Annotated in this window: 19 protein-coding genes and 1 pseudogene; 7 read left to right on the top strand and 13 right to left on the bottom strand. The window is 45.6% G+C overall.

Annotated features, from left to right (window positions below):
* Window positions 1–264 precede the first annotated feature (264 nt).
* From J2S25_RS16420 to J2S25_RS16395, 6 genes are all read left to right on the top strand, one after another.
* Window positions 265–486, top strand: coding sequence for a spore germination protein (locus J2S25_RS16420; RefSeq protein WP_307192416.1), 222 nt, complete (start codon window positions 265–267; stop codon window positions 484–486).
* Window positions 487–500: 14 nt separating this feature from the next.
* Entirely contained in the window at window positions 501–767 is a 267-nt protein-coding gene (locus J2S25_RS16415; protein WP_044391374.1) for a spore germination protein GerPB, read from the top strand.
* 30 nt (window positions 768–797) lie between these two features.
* Window positions 798–1,415, top strand: coding sequence for a spore germination protein GerPC (gene gerPC / locus J2S25_RS16410; RefSeq protein WP_044391376.1), 618 nt, complete (start codon window positions 798–800; stop codon window positions 1,413–1,415).
* Complete coding sequence (locus J2S25_RS16405; protein ID WP_044391378.1) at window positions 1,412–1,591, top strand: spore germination protein GerPD; 180 nt, start codon at window positions 1,412–1,414, stop codon at window positions 1,589–1,591. Before gerPC ends, J2S25_RS16405 begins: the two co-directional genes overlap by 4 nt.
* 8 nt (window positions 1,592–1,599) lie before the next feature.
* Window positions 1,600–1,980 carry a spore germination protein GerPE gene (locus tag J2S25_RS16400; protein WP_044391395.1) on the top strand — a complete coding sequence of 127 codons (381 nt, stop codon included), beginning with the start codon at window positions 1,600–1,602 and terminating at the stop codon, window positions 1,978–1,980.
* A gap of 119 nt (window positions 1,981–2,099) precedes the next feature.
* The gene (locus J2S25_RS16395) at window positions 2,100–2,318 is read left to right on the top strand and encodes a spore germination protein (protein WP_044391380.1); all 219 of its coding nucleotides are present in this window, start codon (window positions 2,100–2,102) and stop codon (window positions 2,316–2,318) included.
* Window positions 2,319–2,690: 372 nt separating this feature from the next.
* On the opposite strand, the gene addA is transcribed toward J2S25_RS16395, so the two are convergent.
* Both addA and addB read right to left on the bottom strand, forming a co-directional pair.
* Complete coding sequence (gene addA / locus J2S25_RS16390; RefSeq protein WP_307192415.1) at window positions 2,691–6,485, bottom strand: helicase-exonuclease AddAB subunit AddA; 3,795 nt, start codon at window positions 6,483–6,485, stop codon at window positions 2,691–2,693.
* Entirely contained in the window at window positions 6,478–10,035 is a 3,558-nt protein-coding gene (addB, locus tag J2S25_RS16385; protein WP_044391384.1) for a helicase-exonuclease AddAB subunit AddB, read from the bottom strand. Before addB ends, addA begins: the two co-directional genes overlap by 8 nt.
* A 215-nt stretch (window positions 10,036–10,250) precedes the next feature.
* Between addB and J2S25_RS16380 the strand changes: the two genes are divergently transcribed.
* On the top strand, window positions 10,251–11,387 hold the full coding sequence (locus J2S25_RS16380; RefSeq protein ID WP_307192414.1) for an MFS transporter: 1,137 nt from the start codon (window positions 10,251–10,253) through the stop codon (window positions 11,385–11,387).
* Between the two features lie 351 nt (window positions 11,388–11,738).
* Here J2S25_RS16380 and J2S25_RS16375 read toward each other — a convergent pair whose 3' ends face one another.
* The 11 genes and pseudogenes from J2S25_RS16375 to J2S25_RS16325 form a co-directional block, all read right to left on the bottom strand.
* On the bottom strand, window positions 11,739–13,250 hold the full coding sequence (locus tag J2S25_RS16375; protein WP_307192413.1) for a class I adenylate-forming enzyme family protein: 1,512 nt from the start codon (window positions 13,248–13,250) through the stop codon (window positions 11,739–11,741).
* 115 nt (window positions 13,251–13,365) lie between these two features.
* The gene (locus J2S25_RS16370) at window positions 13,366–13,698 is read right to left on the bottom strand and encodes a hypothetical protein (RefSeq protein ID WP_044395092.1); all 333 of its coding nucleotides are present in this window, start codon (window positions 13,696–13,698) and stop codon (window positions 13,366–13,368) included.
* A 380-nt stretch (window positions 13,699–14,078) separates the two neighbouring features.
* Complete coding sequence (phaZ, locus tag J2S25_RS16365) at window positions 14,079–14,981, bottom strand: intracellular short-chain-length polyhydroxyalkanoate depolymerase (protein ID WP_307192412.1); 903 nt, start codon at window positions 14,979–14,981, stop codon at window positions 14,079–14,081.
* Window positions 14,982–15,998, bottom strand: coding sequence for a 3-oxoacyl-ACP synthase (locus tag J2S25_RS16360; RefSeq protein ID WP_307192411.1), 1,017 nt, complete (start codon window positions 15,996–15,998; stop codon window positions 14,982–14,984).
* Window positions 15,999–16,022: 24 nt separating this feature from the next.
* Entirely contained in the window at window positions 16,023–16,205 is a 183-nt protein-coding gene (locus tag J2S25_RS16355; RefSeq protein WP_128721562.1) for a hypothetical protein, read from the bottom strand.
* On the bottom strand, window positions 16,202–17,212 hold the full coding sequence (locus J2S25_RS16350) for a branched-chain amino acid ABC transporter permease (protein ID WP_307192410.1): 1,011 nt from the start codon (window positions 17,210–17,212) through the stop codon (window positions 16,202–16,204). Before J2S25_RS16350 ends, J2S25_RS16355 begins: the two co-directional genes overlap by 4 nt.
* 7 nt (window positions 17,213–17,219) lie before the next feature.
* Window positions 17,220–18,080, bottom strand: coding sequence for a branched-chain amino acid ABC transporter permease (locus J2S25_RS16345; RefSeq protein WP_307192409.1), 861 nt, complete (start codon window positions 18,078–18,080; stop codon window positions 17,220–17,222).
* A gap of 17 nt (window positions 18,081–18,097) precedes the next feature.
* A complete protein-coding gene (locus J2S25_RS16340; protein WP_044395077.1) occupies window positions 18,098–18,805 on the bottom strand; it encodes an ABC transporter ATP-binding protein in 708 nt (235 codons plus the stop codon).
* Window positions 18,783–19,555 (bottom strand): annotated as a pseudogene (locus J2S25_RS16335) (ABC transporter ATP-binding protein). The gene J2S25_RS16340 and the pseudogene J2S25_RS16335 overlap by 23 nt, the downstream one beginning before the upstream one ends.
* 233 nt (window positions 19,556–19,788) lie before the next feature.
* Window positions 19,789–21,033 carry a substrate-binding domain-containing protein gene (locus J2S25_RS16330; protein WP_307192408.1) on the bottom strand — a complete coding sequence of 415 codons (1,245 nt, stop codon included), beginning with the start codon at window positions 21,031–21,033 and terminating at the stop codon, window positions 19,789–19,791.
* A gap of 96 nt (window positions 21,034–21,129) precedes the next feature.
* The gene (locus J2S25_RS16325; RefSeq protein ID WP_307192407.1) at window positions 21,130–24,360 is read right to left on the bottom strand and encodes a winged helix-turn-helix domain-containing protein; all 3,231 of its coding nucleotides are present in this window, start codon (window positions 24,358–24,360) and stop codon (window positions 21,130–21,132) included.
* Window positions 24,361–24,407: the final 47 nt, after the last annotated feature.

The raw sequence follows: 24,407 nt of genomic DNA, 5'->3' as shown, positions 1-24,407 counted from the left end.
TGTCCAGACCTTCATTACACAAATCAATAAAGAACCTATGAAAATTGTTAATCGCCTATGTCTAAAACTATAAAATCTTTAGTTCCGTCTATATATATAGATATTTTACCATATTATCCTTCTGTTATATAGCATTCGTACTGTTGCATAACAAAATTTTTAATTGAAAAATGCCACCCTTTTTGAAACTGATAGGCATTTTAATCACATTCTTCCTCTGGGCACATATGATAATAAAGAAATCTAACTAAAGGGTGTTGCTTAATGCCAGCAATTGTAGGAATCGCACAGGTCGTCTCACTCGGAAACAGCGCCGTCTTCCACATTGGCGATGTTTACAGCATTAACCCGATCTCCAATGCAAAAACCTTTTCTGGAGCTGGCTCATTCAATACCGGTGACGGCTTGACTATATACAATAATCAAAGTGCAACGAATACCTATGATCAAGATGGTATGGATCAAGGCAACTATTTTAACGCATAATGCGGGTGATTCGGATGAATTTTTATATACAACAGTCAATCAATATTAACTTTTTAAAAGTAGAAGGCATCACCAACTCTTCTGTTTTGCAAATTGGAAGCACCGGGATGATTAAGTCTATTTCCAATCTTTATAATACCGGCGGTTTTGTAGAGCCTGCTCCAGAAGCGCTGCATCCTTCGCAAATCTACACAGGGATGGAAGAACCAGATGATGATTCACACAACGTACTTGAGACGCCTGCTGTCCCTTTAACTTCAGGTGTATCCCGTTCATGGTAGGAAAATACTGGTCGAATTGAGGTGATTCATTTGAATGCTGAATTTTATGAATATGTTAAAAAGATGCATTTATATGTAGAGCACCAAAACAAAAAAATAGCGAGACTGGAAAAGATGATTTTGGAGCTGAAGCAAGACATTGCCGTATTGAAGGAGCGTCCACCAGTCCAAATTGGAAATATCGAGTACAAATTCGACCAGTTGAAAGTAGAAACGCTAGAAGGAACTTTAAATATTGGCCTCAATCCGACTGATTTAGAAGGAATCGATGATTTTTCGGTTGATCAAAAGGCGGTAAATGTTCCAAATCCCGGAAAACAGCTGTTTAAAAGAACGATCGAAATGGAAACTGCCCTACATCAATATCTCGAAACAGATTTAGAACGTATTTATCGTGAGGCACAAGAGAAACTGGGGATTAGGGTCGACGATTCCTATTTTACTTTTATTAAAGACGATATCAAAAAACAACTATCCGGCAGAGTTTCAGCACATTTAAAAGAGAGATCATCCAATCAAAATTCTCCTGAAATCAGCTCCGAATTATCGGAACAGGTAGTTGAACTTCTTAAGCAGGAAATCCAAAATGGGGTATTCCTGTTTCTGAAAAATCTGCCGGATCATGTAAAGGAAGGGAATTCAGAATGAACTTTCAAGTCTATAACCGGGATATTTGTGTTGGTGACATCAAGATTATCGGTGTTTCAAGCTCCTCTCTGTTACTGGTCGGGGATGCAGACACCATCAATTTGGCTGCGACATTTGATACACCGGCTGAATCCCTCATAGTCGGGCCGTTTGTGCCACTTTCCCCGAAAATTTGATGATGCCGATGAAAAGAATGGCCACCGTCGATCGGATAAAGATTGATTCTGTTATCCTATCATCGGTGTTTCAAATTGGCGATTCCCAGCACATCGAAGGTCGTTCCAATGCTCTTGCAGTTCAGCGAGAGGCAGAAATTTTTTTTGGTACAGAAGGGGAATATTCTTCCTATCCAATTTTTTCAGAACCAATAGCATTTCAACCGGAAATGGAAACAATCATAGGTCACACTCATACGATTCACCCTTTTTTAAAGGTTCGAAATATTGACATCACCGGGGTATCTTCTTCATCGATTGTTCATCTTGGGAATACTTGCAATGTTTTGCTGGAATCAAGAGTAAAGCACATTCGACATCTGTTGCCACGTACGAAAATTCAGCAATGATTGATGTCCAATAAAAATCTGGCCACTTCATATTTACTTTTGGGCGACTATGAAGTTGGTTTATACTCTTGACTGGTTGTCCATATTGCCCATAACAATAGCAGAAAAGGATGTTTTTCATGCCAGCAATCATAGGGCCTGTTCAAATCTTTAGTGTCGGCGGGGGAACGGTGCAGTTTGGCGACACTCTGTTCATCTCTCCTAAAAGCAATACAAAGACAGTCGCTGGGCAGGGTGGATTTAACACTGGCGGTCTCATTGTTACTAATAATGGGCTAAGCGCCAGCAATGTTCTCGATGCCAACCTGATCGATCAGCCGACTGTAGGGAATAATTAACATTGATTGCAGATTCGCGTAAAGTTCTAATAAAAAAGGGTCAACATAAGAAAAACCGGGCAAACTGCGCCCGGTCCTTTTTTGGTTTTGCTGATGAACGGGCTGTTGATTGGAACGGATGACACTATTCTTTATACAAAAGAAAAAACTGGAACTAGTATCTAAATTGCATCCAAATGCCGAAAGATACCCTTATGCGAGCATTTTCACCTCTATAAGGGCATCTTTCAGGTGGAAAGATCCCCTTAGGCGAGCATTTTCACCTCTATAAGGGCATTTCCATCTCTATAAGGGCATCTCTCAGGACGAAAGATACCCTTATGCGAGCATTTTCACCTCTATAAGGGCATCTTTCAGGTGGAAAGATCCCCTTCAACCGAGTTGATCCATTTCCAAAAGATGGCCGCCATCGAAAAAATATAAATATTTCTCTTCAACTGGCTTTTTCCATAATTGTTGGATCGCTTTTGCATACAGGCTGATCTGGACCTGATAACGTTCTTTTAAAATCGGTTTTGCCTGTTCGAAACCGCCTTTATAGCGGTCGTTGATGCCATCTGTCTTAAAGTCGAGCAGGACGATTCCCTTTTCGTCCTCGAAAATGCAGTCGATGACCCCCTGAATGAAAATTGGCTCATTTTCACTCTGCCAATCAGGGTAAACCTCTTTTGCCGGCAAGGAGAGATAAAAGGGAACCTCACGGCGGACATTGTTTGCTTCGAGAAGCCGCTGGCCGATTTCGGTATCGAAAAAGGCAAGAATCCATTTTTGATCAACTGCTTCCTTCTGCTCAGGGAACAGCAGCTCCTTCTCAACCATTTGTGCAAGCTGTAAAACAAGGCTTGCATCTGTAACCGGCCTGGAAAGATCAAGATGCTGCATGACCATATGCATCGCGGTTCCCCGCTCTGCTGGGGTAACCATTTTTTCCCGCATGAACCTTGGCCTGTTAAGGTTTTGCTTCGTAAACTGGTGGACGATTTGTGTTCCGCTCTCCTCATCTCTTGTGTCAAGATTACGCTTCAGTTCGGTTACAGATTGTTTCGAACGGAAATTGGCAGCTTCCTTATAAGGGTATTTCCATGAAAGCTGTGCATGGACCTTATCAGCCAATTTCGATCCCGTATTTACAGCTTGGCCAGCTGCTACAAGGTCCATCAGGACATCGCGCTCTTTGTATTTCTCATCCGCATATGAAACGATTTCCTCTGCGTTAACCGTTGCTATTTTCCAGCGGGATGGATGGCAGCGAATCTCTTCGTCTAGTTGAGGATGAAGGATTGCCTGGCTGCCCTTGATTGACTCACAATCTTTATGCCGGATGATAGCTGGCCCTATCCAGTCGATATAGCCTGATGCAGATGCCCTCACATAGTCGTCAAGGAGCCAGTCCGATTGGCTTGCCTCGTCCTGCCACTTGCCGATCGTCTTGACTGCATCGTTCACAGAACCGATCAGGTAAAGCTTTTCTTTTGCACGAGTCAAGGCTACATAGAGGACGCGCATCTCTTCGGCAAGCATTTCCATCTTATGCTTTCGCTTAAATGCCAGCTGCGGGAGAGATGGAAAGGAGATTCGCTTCTCTGGATTGATGTACTTTGCTGCGAAGCCAAATTCCTTATCGAGCATGTAGAATTTTTTCAAGTCCATCGTATTGAACTTACGGGCAAGCCCTGCGACGAAAACGACTGGAAATTCCAGCCCCTTGCTGCTATGGATTGTCATGATTCTAACAACGTCCTCTTGTTCTCCCAGTGCCCTTGCAGCACCAAGATCATCGCCGCGCTCTCTCATCCGTTCAATAAAGCGCAAGAATCGGAACAAGCCGCGGAAGCTGGTTGCTTCATATTGTCTGGCGCGATCATAAAGTGCTCTAAGATTAGCCTGCCGTTGTTTTCCGCCTGGCATTCCGCCAGCAAAATCAAAGAACCTTGTCTCCCTGTAGAGCTGCCAGATCAAATCCGACACGGAACCTTGTCTTGCGGCCGTTCTCCATTTTTTCAAAGCTTCAAAGAAACGACTGGTTTTTTCATGGAGGGCTTCCTTTTCCAATGTTGGCCTGTTTAGGCAAAATGCCGTCAATGCCTCATAGAACGAGCCTCTTTTCTGGCTGATTCGAATGATGGCCAGTTCCTCTTCGTCCAAGCCGACAATCGGAGACCTCAGTACCGCAGCAAGCGGGATATCCTGATAAGGATTGTCGATTACTTTCAGCAAAGAAAGCATGACTGCTACCTCTGTCGCCTGAAAATAACCGGTAGACAGATTCGCGTAAATCGGGATCCCCTGCCGCTTGAACTCTTCCATGATTTGAGGGGCCCAAGTCATGGAGCGAAGAAGGATGACAATATCGCGATAATGAATAGGCTTGGATGTTTTCATTTTTGGATTGTACACGCCTCTTCGTTCTTCTACCATATCCTTAATATGCTTCGCCATCAGCCTTGCTTCAAGCTGCGACTGTTCCAAATCTTCAGCGTCGAATTCAGCCTCAGCAGCCTCATTCTCTGCTGAGGAATCAGAGTCTGACGAGGTATCTTCTCCCCTATCAATCAACAGCAGTTCGACCGGGAAGGAATCATCGTCTGGATAAAGAGCCCCTTTCTTCAACTCAGCATTATCATCGTAATGAATTTCGCCGACTGTTGCGCCCATGATTTGTTTGAATAAATAATTCGTTCCATCCAGTACTTCGCTTCGGCTCCTGAAATTCTTGGCAAGATCAATTTTCAAGCCAGTTCCTTCACCATGAGCCGTGAACCTATTGTACTTTCCGAGGAAAAGGGTTGGTTCGGCAAGCCGAAATTTGTAGATAGATTGCTTCATGTCCCCGACCATGAACAGATTCCCGGCTGCTTCGCTTTCCATTGAGACGAGCTGAAGAATCGCTTCCTGGACCATGTTTACATCCTGGTATTCATCCACCAGCACTTCCTTGAATTTATTGCGGTAGGCCAGTGCAGCTTCGGAAGGCACTCCAGGCGATACATTTTCCTCCTCAGTTTTTGCAGTTAGTATCTCAAGTGTGTAATGCTCCAGATCTGAAAAATCTACGATGCCACGCTCCTGCTTTACTTCTGCAAACCGGCGGGAAAATTCTTTCACTAAGCCGATTAGCACAGCGATCAGCGGTCTCATTTCCTGCATATCCTTCAGGAAGCTTTCTGGCTTCCTGGAAAACAGTTCGTTTCGCAAATCTTGGACTATCTTCTTTGCCCGGTCCCGAAGCTTGGCCGCTTTATCGACGAGATCTTTGTTGTATTCATCGCCGCGACATATCTTTGCCCTGCCAAAATCAGCAAGCTGAATCGCTTCATGCAGTTCTCCCCACGATTGTTCACTAGCAGCAAGCAAGGTATCCATCACATGAAGATCTTCAGTGAAATTCACAGCCCTTGGTGCAGGTCCGCCCGGCATTTTAGAGAGCTCGAGCGCTTTTTCAAGCAGCTGTTTCGCTCCATAGAGCTGAAGTTCAATATCCGCGGTGAGCACGTTCATGAATGGCAAGTCCTCGATCGCCGAGCACCCTGCTGCATCGTACATAGTGACAATGGAATCGAGGTAGGCATCAGGGGAAGGATTTGATCTCGCAAAATCAAACAAGTCAGCGATGATCTCCTTCAACCCTTCATCGCTGCGGTCATTCGTGAATGCATCCACGAGATGGAAAAATGGCTGATTATCTGCTTTTCCGTATTCTTCTTCAAAAAGTTCTTCGATCACTTCATCGCGCAAGAGCTGGCCCTCAGTTGCATCCGCGATCCTGAATCCAGGGTCGATATCGATCAAATAATAATATTTTCTGATGACTTCTAGGCAAAAGGAATGGAGCGTTGAAATCGACGCTCGATTTAATAGACTCAGCTGCTTTTTCAAGTGTGCTGAATCAGCATGATTGCCGATTGCTTTTTCGAGTGCTTCCCCAATTCTGTGGCGCATTTCAGCGGCAGAAGCATTGGTGAACGTAACGACCAACAGTTCATCGACGTTGATCAGATTGTTCTCCGAAGTGATTTTTTTGATAATCCGCTCGACAAGGACAGCCGTTTTACCGGATCCGGCAGCAGCGGCGACAAGAATATCCTTTCCCTCGGACATGATTGCCTTCCATTGATCTTCCGTCCAAGTCTCGCCAGCGGGTATTGGCGGTATAATCGTTTTAGCCAAGGTCCTCTTCCTCCTCTCCAATTGATGACCTTTCTTCTAGTCTAGCAGAACCGAATGTCAGTAAATCTTCCCCCTTCAGGCTTTCATCCTGCTTCAACGACTGCAGCAGGTCTTCCTTTTTAATGACTGGAAGCTTCCTGAAGTCATTTGATTCAATTGCCTGGTCAAACTGACATACCGGCTTGAACGAGCAAAATGTACATGGCGCCCGATTCTTGAGTTTGTATGGAGCAACATCAACGACTCCACTGACAATGCTATTTCCGGTCTCCACATACTTATGGCGCACAAATTTACGTAAGTAGTCAAAATCCTCACGACTTGCAACTTTGGAGCTTTTCAGCAGACTTCCATCCTTTTTGAAACCTGCCGAGATAATCTGTGAATTTCCCGTATCGAGCCCCTTGTCCATCATTCGGATGACATGTTCCTCGTTTAGCAACAATCCATTCATTTTAAAGCGTTTGAGAATTTCCTCTTCGATTTCCTCGAGCGTCAGCATTTTGGAAGTAGTAACAATTGGGTTGTGCACATGAAAATACAGTACCCCTGCTGGATCTGCCTGCCTACCGACAAGTAACGGTGAATGGGTGATGATGATATCGAGATAGGTGAGCATCTGAAGAGCTACACCATAATAAACTTCTGTCAAATTAACATCCTTCACGCTCGATTTGTAATCGATCACCCTCAAGTACACTCCCTGATCATCCTCTGCTTTATCAACCCGGTCGATCCGTCCCATCAGCTCCATCCTTACGCCATTTTTAAGCGAGAATCCCAATGGCGGCAGTTTCCCCTGGCGTCCAAAGCCGAGCTCCAGACCGACTGGCGAGAACCCGCTGACTTTTGCATGTTCACTCAACACTAGCGAGGCGCGGCTGATAATGTGCTGAAGCTTTTGCCTGATATAATGATGCCTGTTCGAGCTCAGCAGGATTTCATTCTGAAGTTTCGGAGCAAGTTTTTGCACAGCATCTCTTGCCAATTCTTCAGCCTGCGCCCTTGTCAGCTGGGCCCAGCTCAAGTTCTGCTCCATCACTGTTTCTGCAATTTCCTTCAGTGCTGCGTGGAAAAGATCACCGATATCAGGAGCTTCCAGCCTGAATATTTGGCGGTCCCGCAGCTTCAGCCCATGCTGGACATAATGTGAGAATGGGCAGCTATTGAATAGTTCCATCCTCGAGACACTCGCCTGAATTTCATCGCCATATAAATCCTTCGTGACAGATTCCGGCAGCCTTTTTGTCCTATTTTCATAAAACAGGCTGGAAAGAACATTCCTGGCCGTATCTGCCCATCGGTGATTCTTCAAATAATAATCGTACACATCCCACCAGAAATCATAGACAGGATAATTGCGCTTCTTCAATTGAAGCTGGGAAGTCAAATAGGACAATGCAATATTTTCACTAGCTGCATATTCAAGCTGCTCTGGTTCCGGTAATTCTGACGGATCTGACAGGAAGTAATGAGCCTGGTGACCTGGAAACAAATCCGAAATCCGCTTAATAAAGGACGAAGGCATCAGAGCTTTTCCCTCTTCATTGGCAATCGGATAACTGATGTAAAGCTGCTCAGAAGGCGTCACGAAAGCTTTATAGGCCGTAAAATTCTCATCCAGCAGCTTTGTACGACTGCTCGGAGCAAGCTTTAGGCCTCTTGATTGCAAAAGCTCACGGTCATCATCTGCAAAGATCCCTTCCTCGGTTATCTTCGCAGGAAGAATCCCTTCGTTCACGCCAATGACAAAAGCAATCTTCACATCAGCAAGCCTTGTTTTTTCTATGTCGGCAACTAGTACCTGGTCGATAGCCGGAGGAATCAAGGAAAATTTGAGTGACTCAAAACCAGCATCAAGGATCGACACGAATTGCTTCGATGCCACCTTGCTGTCACCAAGTATTTCGACGAACTGATCAAGGAGATTGACCATGGCATTCCAAGCTTGCTCATGTTCCCTTGCCGCTATCAGCCTTCCTTCTTGCTCGGCTGCTATTCTCCATGACTCGAGTTTCGCAGGAATATCTAGTTCTTCGAGGAACAGATAGATCGCTTCAGCAAGCTTTCTACCCGTGTCTGCCCGCTTCAAGCGGCGTGCCATCCGCATAAGCGGAGCAGTAATTACCTGCTTCAGCTGATTCAGTTCCTGTTCAGACTTCTTCTCAGCATCCGTCTGAACAACACCGTCATACTCGAGTCCGCGAATTCGCCGATAACTCCAGCGATCTTTTTTCAACCATTTATCCCCTTGGATTCCATATGCAAGCACATAATTCTCCAGAACATCCATCTGTTCCCGCATTCTATTCAGATCTACCCCCACCGGGAACAGCAAATCTGTCTTTACCGCGCGGAAAATTGGCTCGTAGCGCCAGTTCCCTAGAACCGTCTCCAGGCTTGAACGGACAAGCTCGATCAACGGATGGTGAAGCATATTCCGTTTCTGATCTATAAAAAATGGCAGTCGATAATCTTTAAAAATAGTTTCCAGTACTTCGCGGTATTCGCTTCCCCTCATCAGAACAGCAATATCGCGGTAGCGGTATCCATGATCTCTTACCAGGCCGATGATCTTTCTGGCAACTCCTTCAAGCTCGGCACGTCTGTTTGCCGCCTGTGCGATATGAATCGACGCCTCACCTGAATACGGAATAGCAGGCCTTGAGTCAAATTCCCTTTCCAGATACTTCAAAGACTCATCATGCCAGCGTCGCTGTTCAGTCAGCACGATGCTTTCTTCCAGTTCATATCCTTTAGATCGGATCATGTCAAAGAGCGTTTTGCAAGTCTCTCCCGTTAATCTGAATAAATGAAGTTCATCAGGCCATTCATGCTTGTAGTCCCCGTCGACCGGCAGTACGATCGTTACTCTTTTGGAGGAGGCTATCAGCTGGTCGATGATCTTCAATTCCAGGGGTGTGAAGCTGTAAAAACCGTCAATATATACTTCCGCATTTTTCAGGTAGCCAGATGCCGGGATTTTTTCGGCAAGCAGCTTGAAATAATCCTCAGAATCTATATATTTGCCAAATAATTCATCCTCAAACTGACGATAAATGAGCTCCAAGTCGTGGATCTTATCATGCAGTGCCTTATTTCCTTCTGTGCCTTCAGCCATTTTTCCGACCAACTCTTGTGGATTGACTGCATAACGTTTGAACTCGATCAGCATTTGCTCCATCTGCTGGACAAAACCATTTTTCTCTGCAGCCTTCTGAAAAATCTTTAGATCTTCTTTTTTATCTTCAATGATTTTACGGATTACCATACTGATCCCCACGCTGTCCAAATGCTGGCGGGTGTATCCACCTGTTTCCTGAAGCACCCTCCACGCCAGACGAGGAAAGCTAAACACCTGCGCTCTGATCATTCCACCAAGATCAGGATCTGTGGACAATCTGTATTCTGACAGGAAAGACATTTGTTCCGGGACAAGATAGACAACCGGATCCCCCTGCGGGTCCGAAACAAGCCTATCCTTGATTTCCTGCAAGACCCGCTCGGTTTTCCCGCTGCCCGAACGCCCTAGTACTAAACGTACTGACATTTTATCTCCCCTTTCTTCTAGTAAAATACAAGAAAAAGACGCTTCTCACCCATGCGCCTTTTACTGGCCAAACAATTGTTCTGTATGGTTATCATTATACCTGTTTTACAGTCTGATTTGGAAGCAAAGAGCCCGTTAATTTTTCCCATCGTTCATGTGGAACAACCATCAATCGACTGGGTGTCTGCATATATTGCAGATGGCAGGTGATAAAGATGAAATCGTTAAGCTTTTTTCAAAAAACTTCCCTCCTCCTGACGCTGTGCGCTATCATGGTTGCCAGCAATATCTATACATTGATTCCTATTTATTCTGTACTATCGGAGAACTTGGGGATTGCTGAGTCACATGTTGTCCTTGCCGGTGGATTATTTACCTTTTTTTATGCCTGCGGTTTGCTCTCTTTTGGTCCAGTATCGGATTACATCGGTCGTCGCAAGATTCTCGTTTTCGGCTTGCTGGCATCTGCTGTTGCAACTTGTGCTGTCGGGTTTTCGGCTGGTTCCTTCAGTTTGTGGATTACTCGTGCTTTTCAGGGATTGACACTTGCTACTTTTGCTTCGGTTGCATTTGCCTATTCCTATGACCTGTTTCCGGCACGGCAACGAACCCTCCTTGTTGTCTTGATCAACACTGGCTTTTTGGTTGCCGGCATCTTCGGCCAGGTCACAAGCAACTTCCTGACCGAACGTTTTTCCTGGAATGCCGTCTTCTATTTCTTTGCTGTTATTTATTTCATTCTGTTTTCTTTCGCCTTTTTCCTGCTGAAAGAATATACGGTACAGCCATTCGAGCGAAAACCGTTGGGTACCGTATTTTCCCAACTAATAAAAGAGCCTCGATTGATGAAGTGTTACTTGACTACGTTTTCACTCCTGTTTGCAATTATCGCCTTTTATGACGCCATCGGCCGTTTTTTTGCCGGACCTGCATCTGATATGCTGCTGATCCGCCTGGTAGGATTGATCGGTGCCGTCCTGTCCCTTTTCACCGGCACTTTGATGGACAGATGGGGCGCACTGAGAACGATGAGTTTCGGCCTGGTAATCGGTGCAACTAGTGCGTTCGCCTTGATCTTCCTGCACACAACCACTGCCTTAATCATATTCTCCATCTTTTTTGTTTCATCCATCTCACTAGTCATCCCTACCGTCATTACTCAGATCGGGTTCTACGGCAACAGCCAGCGGTCGAAAGCACTGTCGCTCTATTCATTTATTCTTCTAATCGGTGCAAGTCTCGCTCCCCCAGTCGCCGCTGTTTTATCGTTTCAGGCCATCATGTTTTTATTGGCGGTCTTATTCTTCTTTAATATCTTTTTGTGCATTTCCATAGGGGGAAATTGGAATTAACTCTCCAAGAAATAAGGTCGTAACTGCGGGGTCTCACCTTGATCGCTAATCCCGCAGGAGTCGAGTCGAGTGCAAAAATAAATCACCATTCCCGAATTTTATATGTCTCGTGATTTTTTTACTAAAATAACTGCCGTAAGGGCATCTTTCGTGCGGAAAGATACCCTTATGCGGGCACTTCCACCTCCATAAGGGCATCTTTCGTGCGGAATGATACCCTTATGCGGGCATTTCTACCTCTATAAGGGCATCTCTCGTGCGGAATGATACCCTTATGCGGGCGTTTTCACCTCTATAAGGGCATCTCTCGTGCGGAATGATACCCTTATGCGGGCACTTCCACCTCTATTCTTAACTGACTGGATTTTGATTTTTAGCTGCTAATTCCTTTAACTGTTTTTTGTCGATTTTTCCGACATGCGTTTTTGGCATCTGGTCAATAAACTGGATTTGTTTCGGCACTTTATAGCCAGCGAGCTTTTTTCGGCAATATTCCTTAACTTCCTCTCCGCTTAAAATGGCATCTCTTTCAAGGACAAGGAATGCCGTCACGGCTTCCCCCCATTTTTCATCGTGAACACCGACTACGGCCGCCTCTCTGATGGAAGGATGGGAGCTGAGCCAATGCTCGATTTCCAAGGGATAGACGTTTTCTCCGCCTGTGATGATCATTTCCTTTTTTCTGCCGACGATATAGAAATATCCTTCTTCGTCCTGTCTGGCAAGATCGCCGGTGTGAAGCCATCCGTCCTTCCAGGCATTTTCAGTCGCCCTGTCATTGTTCCAATAATACGAGAAGGCATGCTTGCCTTTGATTGCCAATTCACCGATTTCTCCTGGGGGCGCTTCGCTTCCATCTTCTCCAAGGATTTTGATGGTGGTAAATAACATCGGTTTGCCGACCGAACCTCTTTTTACATCCGCATCTGAAGGGTCAATGAAAAAATTATTCGGACCAGCCTCTGTCAAGCCGTATCCCTCTTTGAAAATCAGGCCTTTTTGTTGGTATGCCTCATAGATATCCAACGGGCATGGGGCACCGCCAGATAAAAATAATTTCCTATCCATGAATTCCGTTTGCTGGAACTCTGCAGATTTTACCAGCATGTGGTGCATTGTCGGTACAAGCAGGATGATCGTACATTTGTATCTGATTAAATGTTTCATTGCTTTTTTGGGGGTAAAGTCATCCGCCAGTACGACCGTCCCTCCTACCATCAGGATTGGGACCGATAGGGCGTTCAGCCCGCCTGTGTGAAATAAAGGTAAATAGGTGATTGTCTTGTCCTTTTCAGTCAGGTTCCAGCTTGCGATAGTCGAAATACTGTTCCAGGTGATCGCTCGGTGGGACAGAACAGCACCTTTTGGCTTCCCGGTCGTCCCCCCGGTATAAATCATTGCCAGCGGATCTTCTTCATCGAGATCGACAGGTTGGATTGGCTTCTGGCTAGTAATCAAATCCTGATAGTTTGAACCATTGATTTGGAAGCACTCGCTGGCTTGATTCCAGACCATCGTAACTTCTTTTGTGAATTTTGAATGGAATGCTAGAAGCTTTGGTTCACTGTCTTGAATAATAAAGGTTAATTCAGCAATGGATAGCCTCCAGTTTAATGGCACAAAAATTGCACCAATTTTTCCGCAGGCGAACAATAAATCGAAATAACTGATTTCATTTGGCGCAAGTAGTGCAATCCTGTCGCCTTTTTCGACACCCTTCTCCTGCAGCCATGCCGCAACTGCCTTGGCTCGTTCATTTACTTCTCTGAACGACCATTCCTGACCTGTACTGGCATCGGCAATCGCTGCAGCGTTCGGCGTCAGTCGTGCTCTTGATTCAAACCAATCGAGCTCCCACCTCACCGCAATCTCTCCCTCTCGATGTGATGGGTTTTATTTTATAGATTAGGAGTTACAGGATAGTTACATCGAGTGCAAAAAAACACCACAGCCTGACTGGCCATGGTGTTCGGATTGCTTATTTAATTAACTCTTCTTCTGACAAGATGCCCATATTTCGCACATGATTCTTTGCCTCTGCATCGCCCAATTTGTAAATCCGTCTATAAATCTCCTTCAAAGCCTTGTCAAATTCTGCATGCTCCCGTTCCTGGTTCTGGAAAGGGTGCAGATGGGACTCGCCGTATGCCGCCCAATCTGCTTGATAGTTTTCTTCTAAATACGCACGCAGTTCCTCCATTTCTCCTCCTGTTGCAAACAAAGTAAAGAAATGGCCATCCGGATCTGCAGGCTTTTCCAGCACCTCGCCGCTCTCGATATTAAAGTAATACTTTTGTTTTTGCTCTTCCATATGCAGCACCTCATTCTTTTTAATGCCATTTACCACTTTTAGAGAGAAGTTAACCATTAATTATTGGTGTGGTGCATGTAAAAGCTATTATGAAAAAATTTCCTAAGATATTTTGGCTCATATTAGTGAGATATGGAAGTTTGCATAGCAATTGGATTGATATAAATGCCAGTTCGATGACTTTCTGCCGGTTGAAGAGGTTATATCAACGGTTGAGATGATTTTATCGACGGTTAGGACGATTTTATCGACGGTTGAGACGGTTTTATCGACGGTTAGGACGATTTTATCAACGGTTAGGAGAAATTTATTGCCGGACGGCTCGAATTTACTCCAGGTTAGTAAATTCTGGGAATGATCGCTACTTTAAAAATACCTTCCTAATCCGCTAAAAATCCCTCGATATGCTTTAACAGCTGGTCTAGGTCATCCACAAGCGGGGAATGGCCGCAATTCTTCAACGCTGCAAATTTTGCACGTCCTGCAAAGTCCTCCACTACCTCCTCTGTCATCCTGCTTGTGACAACTTGATCGCGGTCACCGCGGAGGACGAGGACGGGAATCTGAATGTCCTTCACCTGATCTGTCCCTATTCCTAAACCATTATCTACGCCACTAATATTAAATCTATTGAGAGAATGATATACCTCTGCCAGATTTCGCTGTGTCAGCATATCATCGACATACTCATCATAATGAGCTGCTTCCGGCTGACGCTCGGTATAAATCAACATATTCCACATTGCCTTTAAAAATTGTCTATTCTGCTCATCGTTTGCTGTCTGGACTGCAATCGTTTTTCCAGTGTCTGCCTTAACCTCCTCATAAGTAACAAGACGATTGTTCAGATCAGGCAAGCCTTCTGCACTCGTGCCGAAGAAGGGATAGCCTCTTGTTGAGGCAGACGCGAGCAGCACGAGTTTTTCACAGAAGCCCGGGTAATCAGCGGCAAACTGCATACCTACCGCCCCGCCAGTCGACCAGCCAACAAGTGCAAAATTCTTCAGTCCGATCTCGTCGACAAACAGCTTTACTTCATCGGAAAAATCCTTGATTGACGTGATTGGCTTACGATAACTGGAGCCGCCAAATCCTCTTAAATCCATCGCATATAGTTTATACTCCGGTCCCATTTGATCCATCAGCACATCCCAATGCTTGGACGATGTCATATTTCCGTGAATCAACAGGACATTTTTCACGCCGCCGTCCCGTTCCCGATAAGCAACGCTTTCGCCGTTTGGCAAATCAACCCTTTTCAACTTAACAGCCATTTTCTCCATTCAAACTTCACCCTTTCCCCAGCGTATTGTTGTTGCTCCCCAAGCGTAGCCAATCCCGGCACTGACTAAGACGGCAACATCCCCGTCCTTCAACTTTCCGGCATTTTCCGCCAGTTCTAGCGACAGGATTTGGTCAACCTGGCCGATGTGGCCATAGTCTTCGAGATAAATAGAATTTGATTCACCTAGTCCTAATTGCTGTAATACAAACTCATGTGCGGAACGTTTCATATGCAGCATTCCCACGTATGAAATATCTCTTTCTGAAAAACCGCTTTTTTCGACAGATCGGCGGATGACTTTCAGGAAGTTTGCCATCGATTTCTTCTCCAGTCTGTCTTTCATTCCCTGAGGATCCAAAACATCAAGCTGATACAGTCCCCGCTCCAGATTTTCTGCTGAAATCGGATTCTTTGTCCCCCCGGCAACCACCACAACATCCTCGGAAAAAGACCCGTCCGTGATCATTTCGGTTTCGAGCAACAGGTTTTCCGAATGGCCCTTTTTCAGTAAAATCGCCCCGCCACCGGCACCGAGATTGTACATGAATCGGGTTCTTGGATTCTGATAATCAATGAAATCCCCGTTCCGATAGCCACCTGCCAGCAATACTGTTTTTATATTAGGATCTGACAGCATCATTCCCCTGGCGAGCTTCAATGCCATAACTGTCGTACCGCAACGCAATGCGGTATCAAATGCCCAGGCATTATAAGCGCCGATTTCTTCCTGAAGCTTGATTCCGGCAGTCCATAATAAATACTCCTTGTATTCCTCTCCAATATAGATCACCAAGTCGATCTCCAGCGGATCCATATTCGCTTTTTCAATTGCCTTCCTTGCCGCCTTGATTCCCATCTCACACGTATGATCTTCCGGTCCGGGAACAGACTTTTTCTTGATCCCCATTTTTTCTTCCACAACCAGTTCCGGAATTCCAGCTGCCCGGGCAATTTCCGCGCCTGTTATATACGATTCCGGAAGATAGATTCCTGTGCTGACAATCCCGATTTGCACCTATTCATCCCCCTTGTAAGAAAACTAGCACTCTTCCACAATTCCCTTGATATAGGCCATTGCTTCATCGATTGATGGAAACAAAGCTTCTTTTTCCTCCTGCACATGAGTGACCTTAACCCGCCAATATTTTTTGCCGGTTTCGTTTTCCATGTCTGCAAGTTGAAAGCGGAGTACGAATGAAGTGACTTGCTGTACTCCCATCATGACTTGCCCTGATTGATGGTATCAAAATGTACCGGCGCAGGTATTTTCTTCTTCCTGCTGAATTTCCATTTCTTTATAGATCCGACAATGCCCATCGGGAAGAACATGACAGCAAGAATATAAATGATTCCAAAGAAGATGATCCATCTTTCAAAAATCCAGTGGACTTTTGCCAATTCTGTCAACCAGTGATGAGAGAATTCGATGATCCCGGCGCCGATGATTGCACCTACAAGCGTTCCGACTCCACCGATGATCGTCATCAACAAGGCATCAAGGGTGATATCCATCGTAAATACACTCGTATTGACAAACCTAAGCGAGACAGCATACAAAATTCCGGCGATCCCAGCAATCACTCCGGACACTATACTTGCAATGACTTTATACTGCAGAACACTGTATCCAAGTGACTCTGTCCTTTGTTCATTTTCCCGGATGGCTTGAAGCACTTTTCCGAGCGGTGAGTTCGTAAACCGTTTCAGTAACATGAACACAATCACCATGGAACCAAGGCAAAGCAGGTAAAAATCTGTCCTGTCCTTTAAAAAGTCCGGAACCCGAAAGGTGAATCCATCATTGCCATAGGTGACGGTCCGCCATTTTTCAGCAAGCACGAGAAACAGCCCGGCAAAGGCCATCGTCAACATTGCGTAATAATGGCTTTTCAGCCTGAGCGTGAGCAGGCCGACGAAATAACTGACAACCGCTGTCAGGAAAATCGTGACCAATACGGCCAGCAAAAAATAGCTCGTTTCCGGTTCAAATCTTTTCATAAAGATACCAACCGTGTAAGCACCGATCCCGAAGAACATCGCATGTCCGAAGGAAACGATACCAGTGTATCCAAGCAGGATGTCGTAGCTCATCGCAAGCACAGCAAAAATGAATACCTGCGAGAACAAAATGAGCATGCTTCTTGAATCATAAATAAAAGGGAAAACAGCTAAAAATGCAGCAACAAGTAAATAGATAATGTTCATGCGATCTGTAAATATTCTTGTCATCCCTGCTTCACCCCTTTGCCCCGAACAAGCCATGAGGCCTGAAAATCAATACGACTGCCATCAGCAGCATGTTCGCAGCAAGTGCCAGATCCGGTATATAATAAGCCATGAAGGAACCTGACAAACCAACTAACACAGCGGCCATCACCGAGCCAGTAAAGCTGCCCATACCGCCGATGACGACAACGATGAATGCAAGGATGGCAAATTCCATACCCATATCAGCATAAATCACGCCGGAATACGGACCGAGCAGCATTCCACCGAGTGACGCCATCCCCGCCCCGACCATGAATACAAACATGAATACCTTCTGAATGTTGATCCCAAGCGACTGGACCATTTCTTTGTTCATGACACCCGCACGGACAACAAGACCGATCTTTGTCTTTTTCAGCAAATATTGGACGGCAAGGAATACTGCGAACCCGACGGCAATAATAAAAACACGGTATTTGATGATGATGATTCCGCCAAACTCCCAGCTCCCCGACAGATAATCAGGCGTCTTTGCTGAAATCTGGTTTGGTCCCCAGACGACTTTTAGCATTTCAGATAAAACAAGCATCAAGCCGAGCGTGATCAAAATTTGCTGTACGTGGTTGCCGTGTACCGGCTTGATAATCCATCGTTCCGTAACGATTCCGAGAATCATCCCTGTAAGAATGGCACCGATGATCCCGGCAAAAAAGCTGCCTGTCGAGGTATAAACCCAAATCCCGCTATAGGCTCCCCAGGCAAACAAGCCACCGTGAGCAAAGTTAAGCACATCCATCAACCCAAAAATTAAAGTGAGACCGGCTGCCAGAAGGAAAATCAGCATTCCTGTGGCAAGCCCGTTAAGGCTCAGGTTAATCAAAACGTCCACACTTGTTTCCCCCTTTCTCAAGCAATCCCGAGATACTTCCTTCTCATTTCTTCATCCTCCCGCAGGATATTCATTGAACCGTTCGAAACCGTCCTGCCATCATCAATAATGTAGAAGCTGTCTCCGATCGTGCTCGCCATCATGAAATTCTGCTCCACGAGGATGATCGTCGTTTTTTCTTTCATTTGCAAGATCGATTCCATGACCTTCTCGACGACTATCGGGGCCAGGCCCTTGCTTGGTTCGTCAATCAGCAGCAGTTCGTTGTCATTGACATAGGCCCTGGCAATCGACAGCATTTGTTTTTGCCCTCCACTCAGCAGTCCGCCTGGCTTGTTCCAAAACTTTTTCAAGTCTGGGAACAGATTCAGTATCCAGTCAAGCCGTTGTCTGGTCTCATCATTTTCTTTTTTGACTGCTACCTTGATGTTCTCTTCGACGGTCAGGTCCGCAAAAATCCCCTGATCTTCCGGCACATAACCGATCCCTTTATTGGCGATTGTGTAGGTTGGCAGGCTTTTGATTTCCTCCCCTTTCAATAAAACAGATCCTTTGGCAGCCGGATTCAAGCCCATGATGGTCCTGAGCGTCGTTGTCTTCCCGGCACCATTCCGTCCGAGTAGTACCGTTACTTCCCCTTTCGGCACCTCAAAAGACACTCCTTGTAGGATATGGTACTGGCCGATGAATGTTTGTATTTGATCAAGCTTTAGCAGCGTGCTCACGGTGCAACCCTCCCAAATATGCAGACTGGACTGTCTCATTTTTCATGATTTCTTCCGGAGTGCCATCAGCAAGCAAGGCGCCGTTGAATAAAACCATGATTGTATCAGAAAGGTCCATGATCATATCCATTTTGTGCTCAATCAACACAATCGTCCTGTCGCCCCGCTGTTTGATTTTTCGGATTACGTCAAGAATCGCGGGCACTTCTTCCAGTGACATTCCTGCTGTCGGTTCATCAAGCAGGAGCACTTCTGTGTTCAAGGCGAGCAGCATCGCGATTTCAAGTTTTCTTTTCTCGCCATGGGCAAGATTCATCGCAAGTGCATCTTTTCTGTCATCCAGCAGCACAAGCTTCAGCCACTCCTCTGCCTGTTCCTCGAATTTTTATAGGACCGGAAGTGTTTAAACATTTGATAGCGGATTCCCGCATGTGACTGGACCGCAAGACGGACATTTTCGATCACCGTCAGGTTTGGAAAGACATTGGTGATCTGGAAGGAACGCCCGATTCCGGCTCTCGTCCTTTTTGTCGGAGACAGCTTCGTAATCTCCTTGCCCTTAAAGAATACCTGTCCTTCAGTCGGAGTAAGCTGACCGCTTAACAGGTTAAAAAAAGTCGTCTTGCCTGCACCGTTTGGCCCAATGATCGATTTAAAATGGTTAGGGGGTACCGAGATGCTGACAGCGTCCACCGCGGTATGTCCGCCAAATATTATGCTGAGATTTTTTGTTTCGAGAATTGCCGTCATGATTCATTCACCACCTTAATTTGGAGTAAAAGCATAATGAACTTCGGCAGATTTACCGAAGTTCTTTATGTTACTTTTAAAATCGAAAGTGTAAAATTCACTTCAAGAATTGTCCAGCTCCAGCGCCTATCCCCTCGAGACGCTTCGGTCCGCCCAATGAAGTCAAAAAGCGACTTCACTGGTCGGCCCTCCAGCGCTTGTCGGGGATGACCAAGGCGCTTCCGCTTTTCTAATTAGTTACGTACCGGAGGAGCGGTTTCTTCCGGTGACAGTTCACGAATCAGGACTGGAACTGGATAGTTTACTCCAGCCTTTTTCTCCAGCTTGATCGCATATAATGCCTGGAGTGCCTGATGGTCCTCTTCCCGGAAGATCATCTTGCCTTTCGGAGTTTCGAAACTCATGCCCTCCATGGTTTTGATTAGTTTCTTGGCGTCCGCGTCACCTTCGGTTTTCTTTAATGCTTCTACGATGGCCATCGCAGCCGTCATGCCTCCTGGTGTGAACAGATCAGGCAGTTCGCCATTAAAGCGTTTTTTATGTTCGTCCACTAGCCATTTATTGATGTCATTTTGGGGAAGATCATGATAGTAAACTGTGAAACCTTCCATGCCAATCAGCGGCTCCATCGTTGCCAGTGCAGCGATGTCAGGAGCACCGGTAGAAATTTTGATGCCTTTCTCCTGGACCTTCATGTCTGCAATCTGGTTCCACGGTGAGTTTGCGCCAGCCCAAACGACGAATAAATAATCCGGTTTCTGGTCGATGATTTTCTGGATGTTCGAAGTGAAGTCAGTCGCGGCCGGGTCTGCGTATTCTTCATGAATGATTTCAGCGCCTAGTTTTTCAGCAGCTTCTTTAAATGCAGAAACACCATCACGTCCAAAAGAATAATCAGGTGCCAGCGTGGCGATTTTTACGCCTTTCTTAGCAATTGCCGCAGCACCCGCTACTGCATCCTGTGAAGAATTTCGCGCTGTGCGGAAAATATATTCATTGAATTCAGAACCGGTAATACTGTCCGCAACAGCAGGTTCTACAATCATGATCTTTTCATATTCCTCAGCTAACGGCAGAACAGCTAGTGTGTCCCCAGAGCTTGATGAACCAACAAGAAAATCTACTTCATCCTCTTCCAGCAGCTTGGTCGCTTTCTGAACAGCTACCTCTGGTTTCGTTTCTGTATCCTCGACGATGAATTCAATTTTTCGGCCGGCTACTTCACTGGTTCCGTCAGTAGCATATTCCAGACCAAGCTCAAACCCGCGCAGTGTTTGCTTGCCATAAGCCTCCAATCCGCCTGTTTGCGATGCCAAAACCCCGATCTTGATTGGTATCGTGTTCGTTTGTTCTTCTTTTCCGACTTTTCCTTCGGTTCCACCTGACTTCTCCGTTCCTGAGCCGCTACAGGCACTCGTGAACAACAGAACCAAAAGGAGCATAAAAGATAAAGCAAAATTCCGTTTCCCCGCTTTCATTTCCTCTCCCCCTTTAAAGTGTTGCATCAAAGCCACCTAGCTTTAGCATCATCTTAAAAAAAAGCAGTTACAAATGAGTTACAGCTGAGGAAGGGGTCACGCATTCGTTCCTTCGATGATCATGTCATACATATGCTTGGTCGGTTCGAGCGGGGTGACACCTAGCTCTTCTTCCAGTACGTAGCAACATTTTTGATACCACCTTATTGCCTGAGGACGATTGTTTTTTCGATAATAGCAAAACATCAAAAGCCGATACGCTTCTTCCCATGTTCGATCCTTATAGAGGATTTTTTGGCACCAGTAGATAGCAGAATCGTAGTTTTCCCGCCTTACATTCAGCTGCGCTACCTTTTCCGCACTGCGTAAAAAATAGACCTGCAGCCTTTCCCGCTCATTGATACACCAGTCTTCATATCTCCGTTCCGAGAGATAATCCCCATTGTATAAATGCAAGGCACGCTCTAGTTCTTCTATTGATTTTTCCGTGTTCTTCTCATGTAGACCGGTTTCTGCCCATTCTTCAAACAGATGTGAATCTAACTCTATCGATGCATAAGGATTGATTCCATAACCTGCCCCTTCTCTGATGATGAAAAATGGTGCTGCCCTTGCCTTCCGAGCAGGTTCAAGTACATTGTTTAATGCATTTAACGCTACTTTAAAATCCCTGTCTGCGTTCTTTTCCTCATATGTAGGCCACAATAATGGAAAGATCTCTTCTTTCATCAGGAACTGATTCCTCTTTGTCAAGAACAGCTGAAATAGCTCCTTCGCCTTCCCTCTTTGCCAGCTTTTCTCCTCTACTTCCCTGTCTCCAAGCCAAAGTCGGAATTGTCCCAGTGTCTGAATTCGTAACGTGTAGCCAGGATGGGTATTCAGGCGAGGTATTCTTAAATCGTCCATCAGCTTCTCTGTATATGCCGGAATAATGGACAGCTTCATTGCCTGAATCAGCATCGGGGAGAATACCTGCAAGTCCCGGGGCCCAAATGTCGTCTTTTTTTTCAAGAAAAATTCATACCCCAAAACCTTCATTTTTTTTAAAAAACTGGTGAACGTCGATTTGAAGCCTTCTTCATCACCTATAGTGAAACACAGAACCGATTCCCAAAAGGACAGCAGCATTTTGCCAAACTCATCCCCACACTGATCAAACAACTCCTCGGTTTTCCTCAGGAACTCGACCGCATCCTTCCATTTGTCATTGTAAATGGCCGAGATTGCCATACTAAGCGTGATCAAAGCAGAAAGCCAAACATCCTTCACCTGTTCTGTTTCAAGCAGCGCCTTTCTCCCAGCCTCTGCAGACCGCTCGTATTCCCTTCTTGACCCATAAAGTAGGCAAAGGCCCATCAGCGGTTCCGCCTTGCCTCTTTCGATGCTTAGCCGCTCCATAATATCAAGTGCAGTTTCATAGCATTTTTCAGCCAGCTCCAGGTCGTATTGATCAATCAGCTGCACGGCATGACCCATCCTCATCCAACCACAGGCCTCCACAAACGGTGCCTTGCTGCTGATTCCGTATTCAATGCCTGATTGGCTCAGGATCTTCGCCTGCAGGCCATTGCCTGTAAAAACTTCAATCAATGCCAGCAGCAAATCTGTTTCCCGATGGGATTGAGGCAGATGGAGCTTGTTCCCTTCCTTTCCCTCCGTTAAAATCCTCCGAGTCACAGCGAATCGGCCGGTCCTAAGGTATAGGCGAGCCTCCAGGTTTCCTTCTTCGATCTGCACTCCCATCGTCCTTGCTCGCTCAATCCATTTTTCGGCTTTGACTGCCTGTCCGGAATTAATCAGGTTTTCAGCAAGCAGTCTGTACAATCTTCCCGTTTCCTTTGTGGCATCTTCAAGCTTTGCTGTTTCTCTGAGTTCGATTGCCCGGGCCAAAATACGTTCTGCTTTCAGTGGCTGAATTGTGTCAAGATATATTTTCGCTTTCCCCTCTAGCGCCTTGCTCTCCCACTCGACATTAGCGGTGGTCTCAGCGATCTTGATCGCTTTTTCATAGCATCTTTCTGCCTGTTGGTACATGGACCGGTACCGATATACCTCACCTTCCAGGAAAAACAGGGAACAATAGCGGTTTTTACTTCCAATTGGGATTTTTGCCAGTCGCTCCTGAAGATTCTCGAGCTTGCCCCTCTCTAAAAGCTCCAATCCGTGTTTGTCCATAATCGAAGCACAAGCATCGTATTGTCCAGCCTTTTCAAAGCAGTATAATGCTTCTTCCCATTGTTCATTCTTTTCAAAATGGCGGCCACTAATCAGCATTAAATGAAGGTAATGCTCTGGACGATTTGTAAGCAGCTGGTTCTCGAGAAACTCACGGAAAAGAGCATGGTACCGAAACTGATTTTCGCCAATCTGGTGAATGAACAGGTTCTTCGCGGCCAACTGCTCAAGCATCTGGACAGAACCGTTCATGCCAAGGATGTGATCACATACATCCGCACTAATTTCCTCGAATATACATGTCTGCTCAAGGAACTGCTGGATCATCGGTGGCTGTTTCGAGAATACTTCATGAACCAAATATTGAAACAAGTCCTCAAGTGACTTTGCAGGTTCCGTTAACAGGTCATCAAGACTCCGAAGATGGGGAAGCTGCTGGGCAATCATCCCAACTGCGATGACCCATCCTTCCGTTATCGTATACAATTGATCGAGTTGTTCATCACTGATTGTCATTTGATAATAGTCAGAGAGCAGTAAATCGATTTCTTCCTTGCCAAAAATCAAATCGCTTTTCGAAATCTCATTTACTTCATTCCTTGCCTTCTTTTTGGCAAGTAACTTCCAACTCGGCTTCGTCCTTGTCGACAGGACAAGATGGAGATGATCTGGCATATGCTCAAGCAGCTTCTCCATCCAGACATTGATATCATAAGAGTGTTCTATTGCGTGAAAATCATCGAGAATGACGATGATTGGACCGGATATTTGCAAGGTTTCATTGATGAAAAGGGAAGAAAGCATCCTTAATTCCTCTTCCCTTATATAACGGTCCATGCTTTTCATATAAGCTGTTAATTCTTTGCCAAAATTCGGGAATAGCGTTTGGATCGAGGCTGTTAAATAGGACAAAAACGGGAGAATATCGTCGTCGGATGAAGTAATGGTATACCAGCAGCATCGCTCATTCATGTCCCTGACATGCATTGCCAGAGCAGTACTCTTCCCATAACCGGCTCCCGCTTGGATGATGGTCAGCCGCTTACTTGTAATCGCTTTCATTTTTTTCGAAAAATCAGCTCGCCTGATCCATTGTTCCTGCACACTGGGAACAATCAGTTTTGTTTTGATCAATGGCAATGTTCCCTGCATAAAATCTCCGCCCTATTTTTGTATTCATAATGTTAGTCTAGCATATG

This window comes from Mesobacillus stamsii, from assembly GCF_030814065.1.
Lineage (GTDB): Bacteria > Bacillota > Bacilli > Bacillales > Cytobacillaceae > Mesobacillus > Mesobacillus stamsii.
Note: the sequence above shows the minus strand (reverse complement) of the source record. Positions and strands in the feature narration are given on the sequence as shown.

Coding starts and splice junctions, on each gene's coding strand:
- J2S25_RS16420 (WP_307192416.1), top strand. CDS start 265: ATGCCAGCAATTGTAGGAATCGCACAGGTCGTCTCACTCGGAAACAGC.
- J2S25_RS16415 (WP_044391374.1), top strand. CDS start 501: ATGAATTTTTATATACAACAGTCAATCAATATTAACTTTTTAAAAGTA.
- J2S25_RS16405 (WP_044391378.1), top strand. CDS start 1,412: ATGAACTTTCAAGTCTATAACCGGGATATTTGTGTTGGTGACATCAAG.
- J2S25_RS16400 (WP_044391395.1), top strand. CDS start 1,600: ATGAAAAGAATGGCCACCGTCGATCGGATAAAGATTGATTCTGTTATC.
- J2S25_RS16395 (WP_044391380.1), top strand. CDS start 2,100: ATGCCAGCAATCATAGGGCCTGTTCAAATCTTTAGTGTCGGCGGGGGA.
- addB (WP_044391384.1), bottom strand. CDS start 10,035: ATGTCAGTACGTTTAGTACTAGGGCGTTCGGGCAGCGGGAAAACCGAG.
- J2S25_RS16380 (WP_307192414.1), top strand. CDS start 10,251: ATGAAATCGTTAAGCTTTTTTCAAAAAACTTCCCTCCTCCTGACGCTG.
- J2S25_RS16370 (WP_044395092.1), bottom strand. CDS start 13,698: ATGGAAGAGCAAAAACAAAAGTATTACTTTAATATCGAGAGCGGCGAG.
- phaZ (WP_307192412.1), bottom strand. CDS start 14,981: ATGGAGAAAATGGCTGTTAAGTTGAAAAGGGTTGATTTGCCAAACGGC.
- J2S25_RS16355 (WP_128721562.1), bottom strand. CDS start 16,205: ATGATGGGAGTACAGCAAGTCACTTCATTCGTACTCCGCTTTCAACTT.
- J2S25_RS16350 (WP_307192410.1), bottom strand. CDS start 17,212: ATGACAAGAATATTTACAGATCGCATGAACATTATCTATTTACTTGTT.
- J2S25_RS16330 (WP_307192408.1), bottom strand. CDS start 21,033: ATGAAAGCGGGGAAACGGAATTTTGCTTTATCTTTTATGCTCCTTTTG.
- J2S25_RS16325 (WP_307192407.1), bottom strand. CDS start 24,360: ATGCAGGGAACATTGCCATTGATCAAAACAAAACTGATTGTTCCCAGT.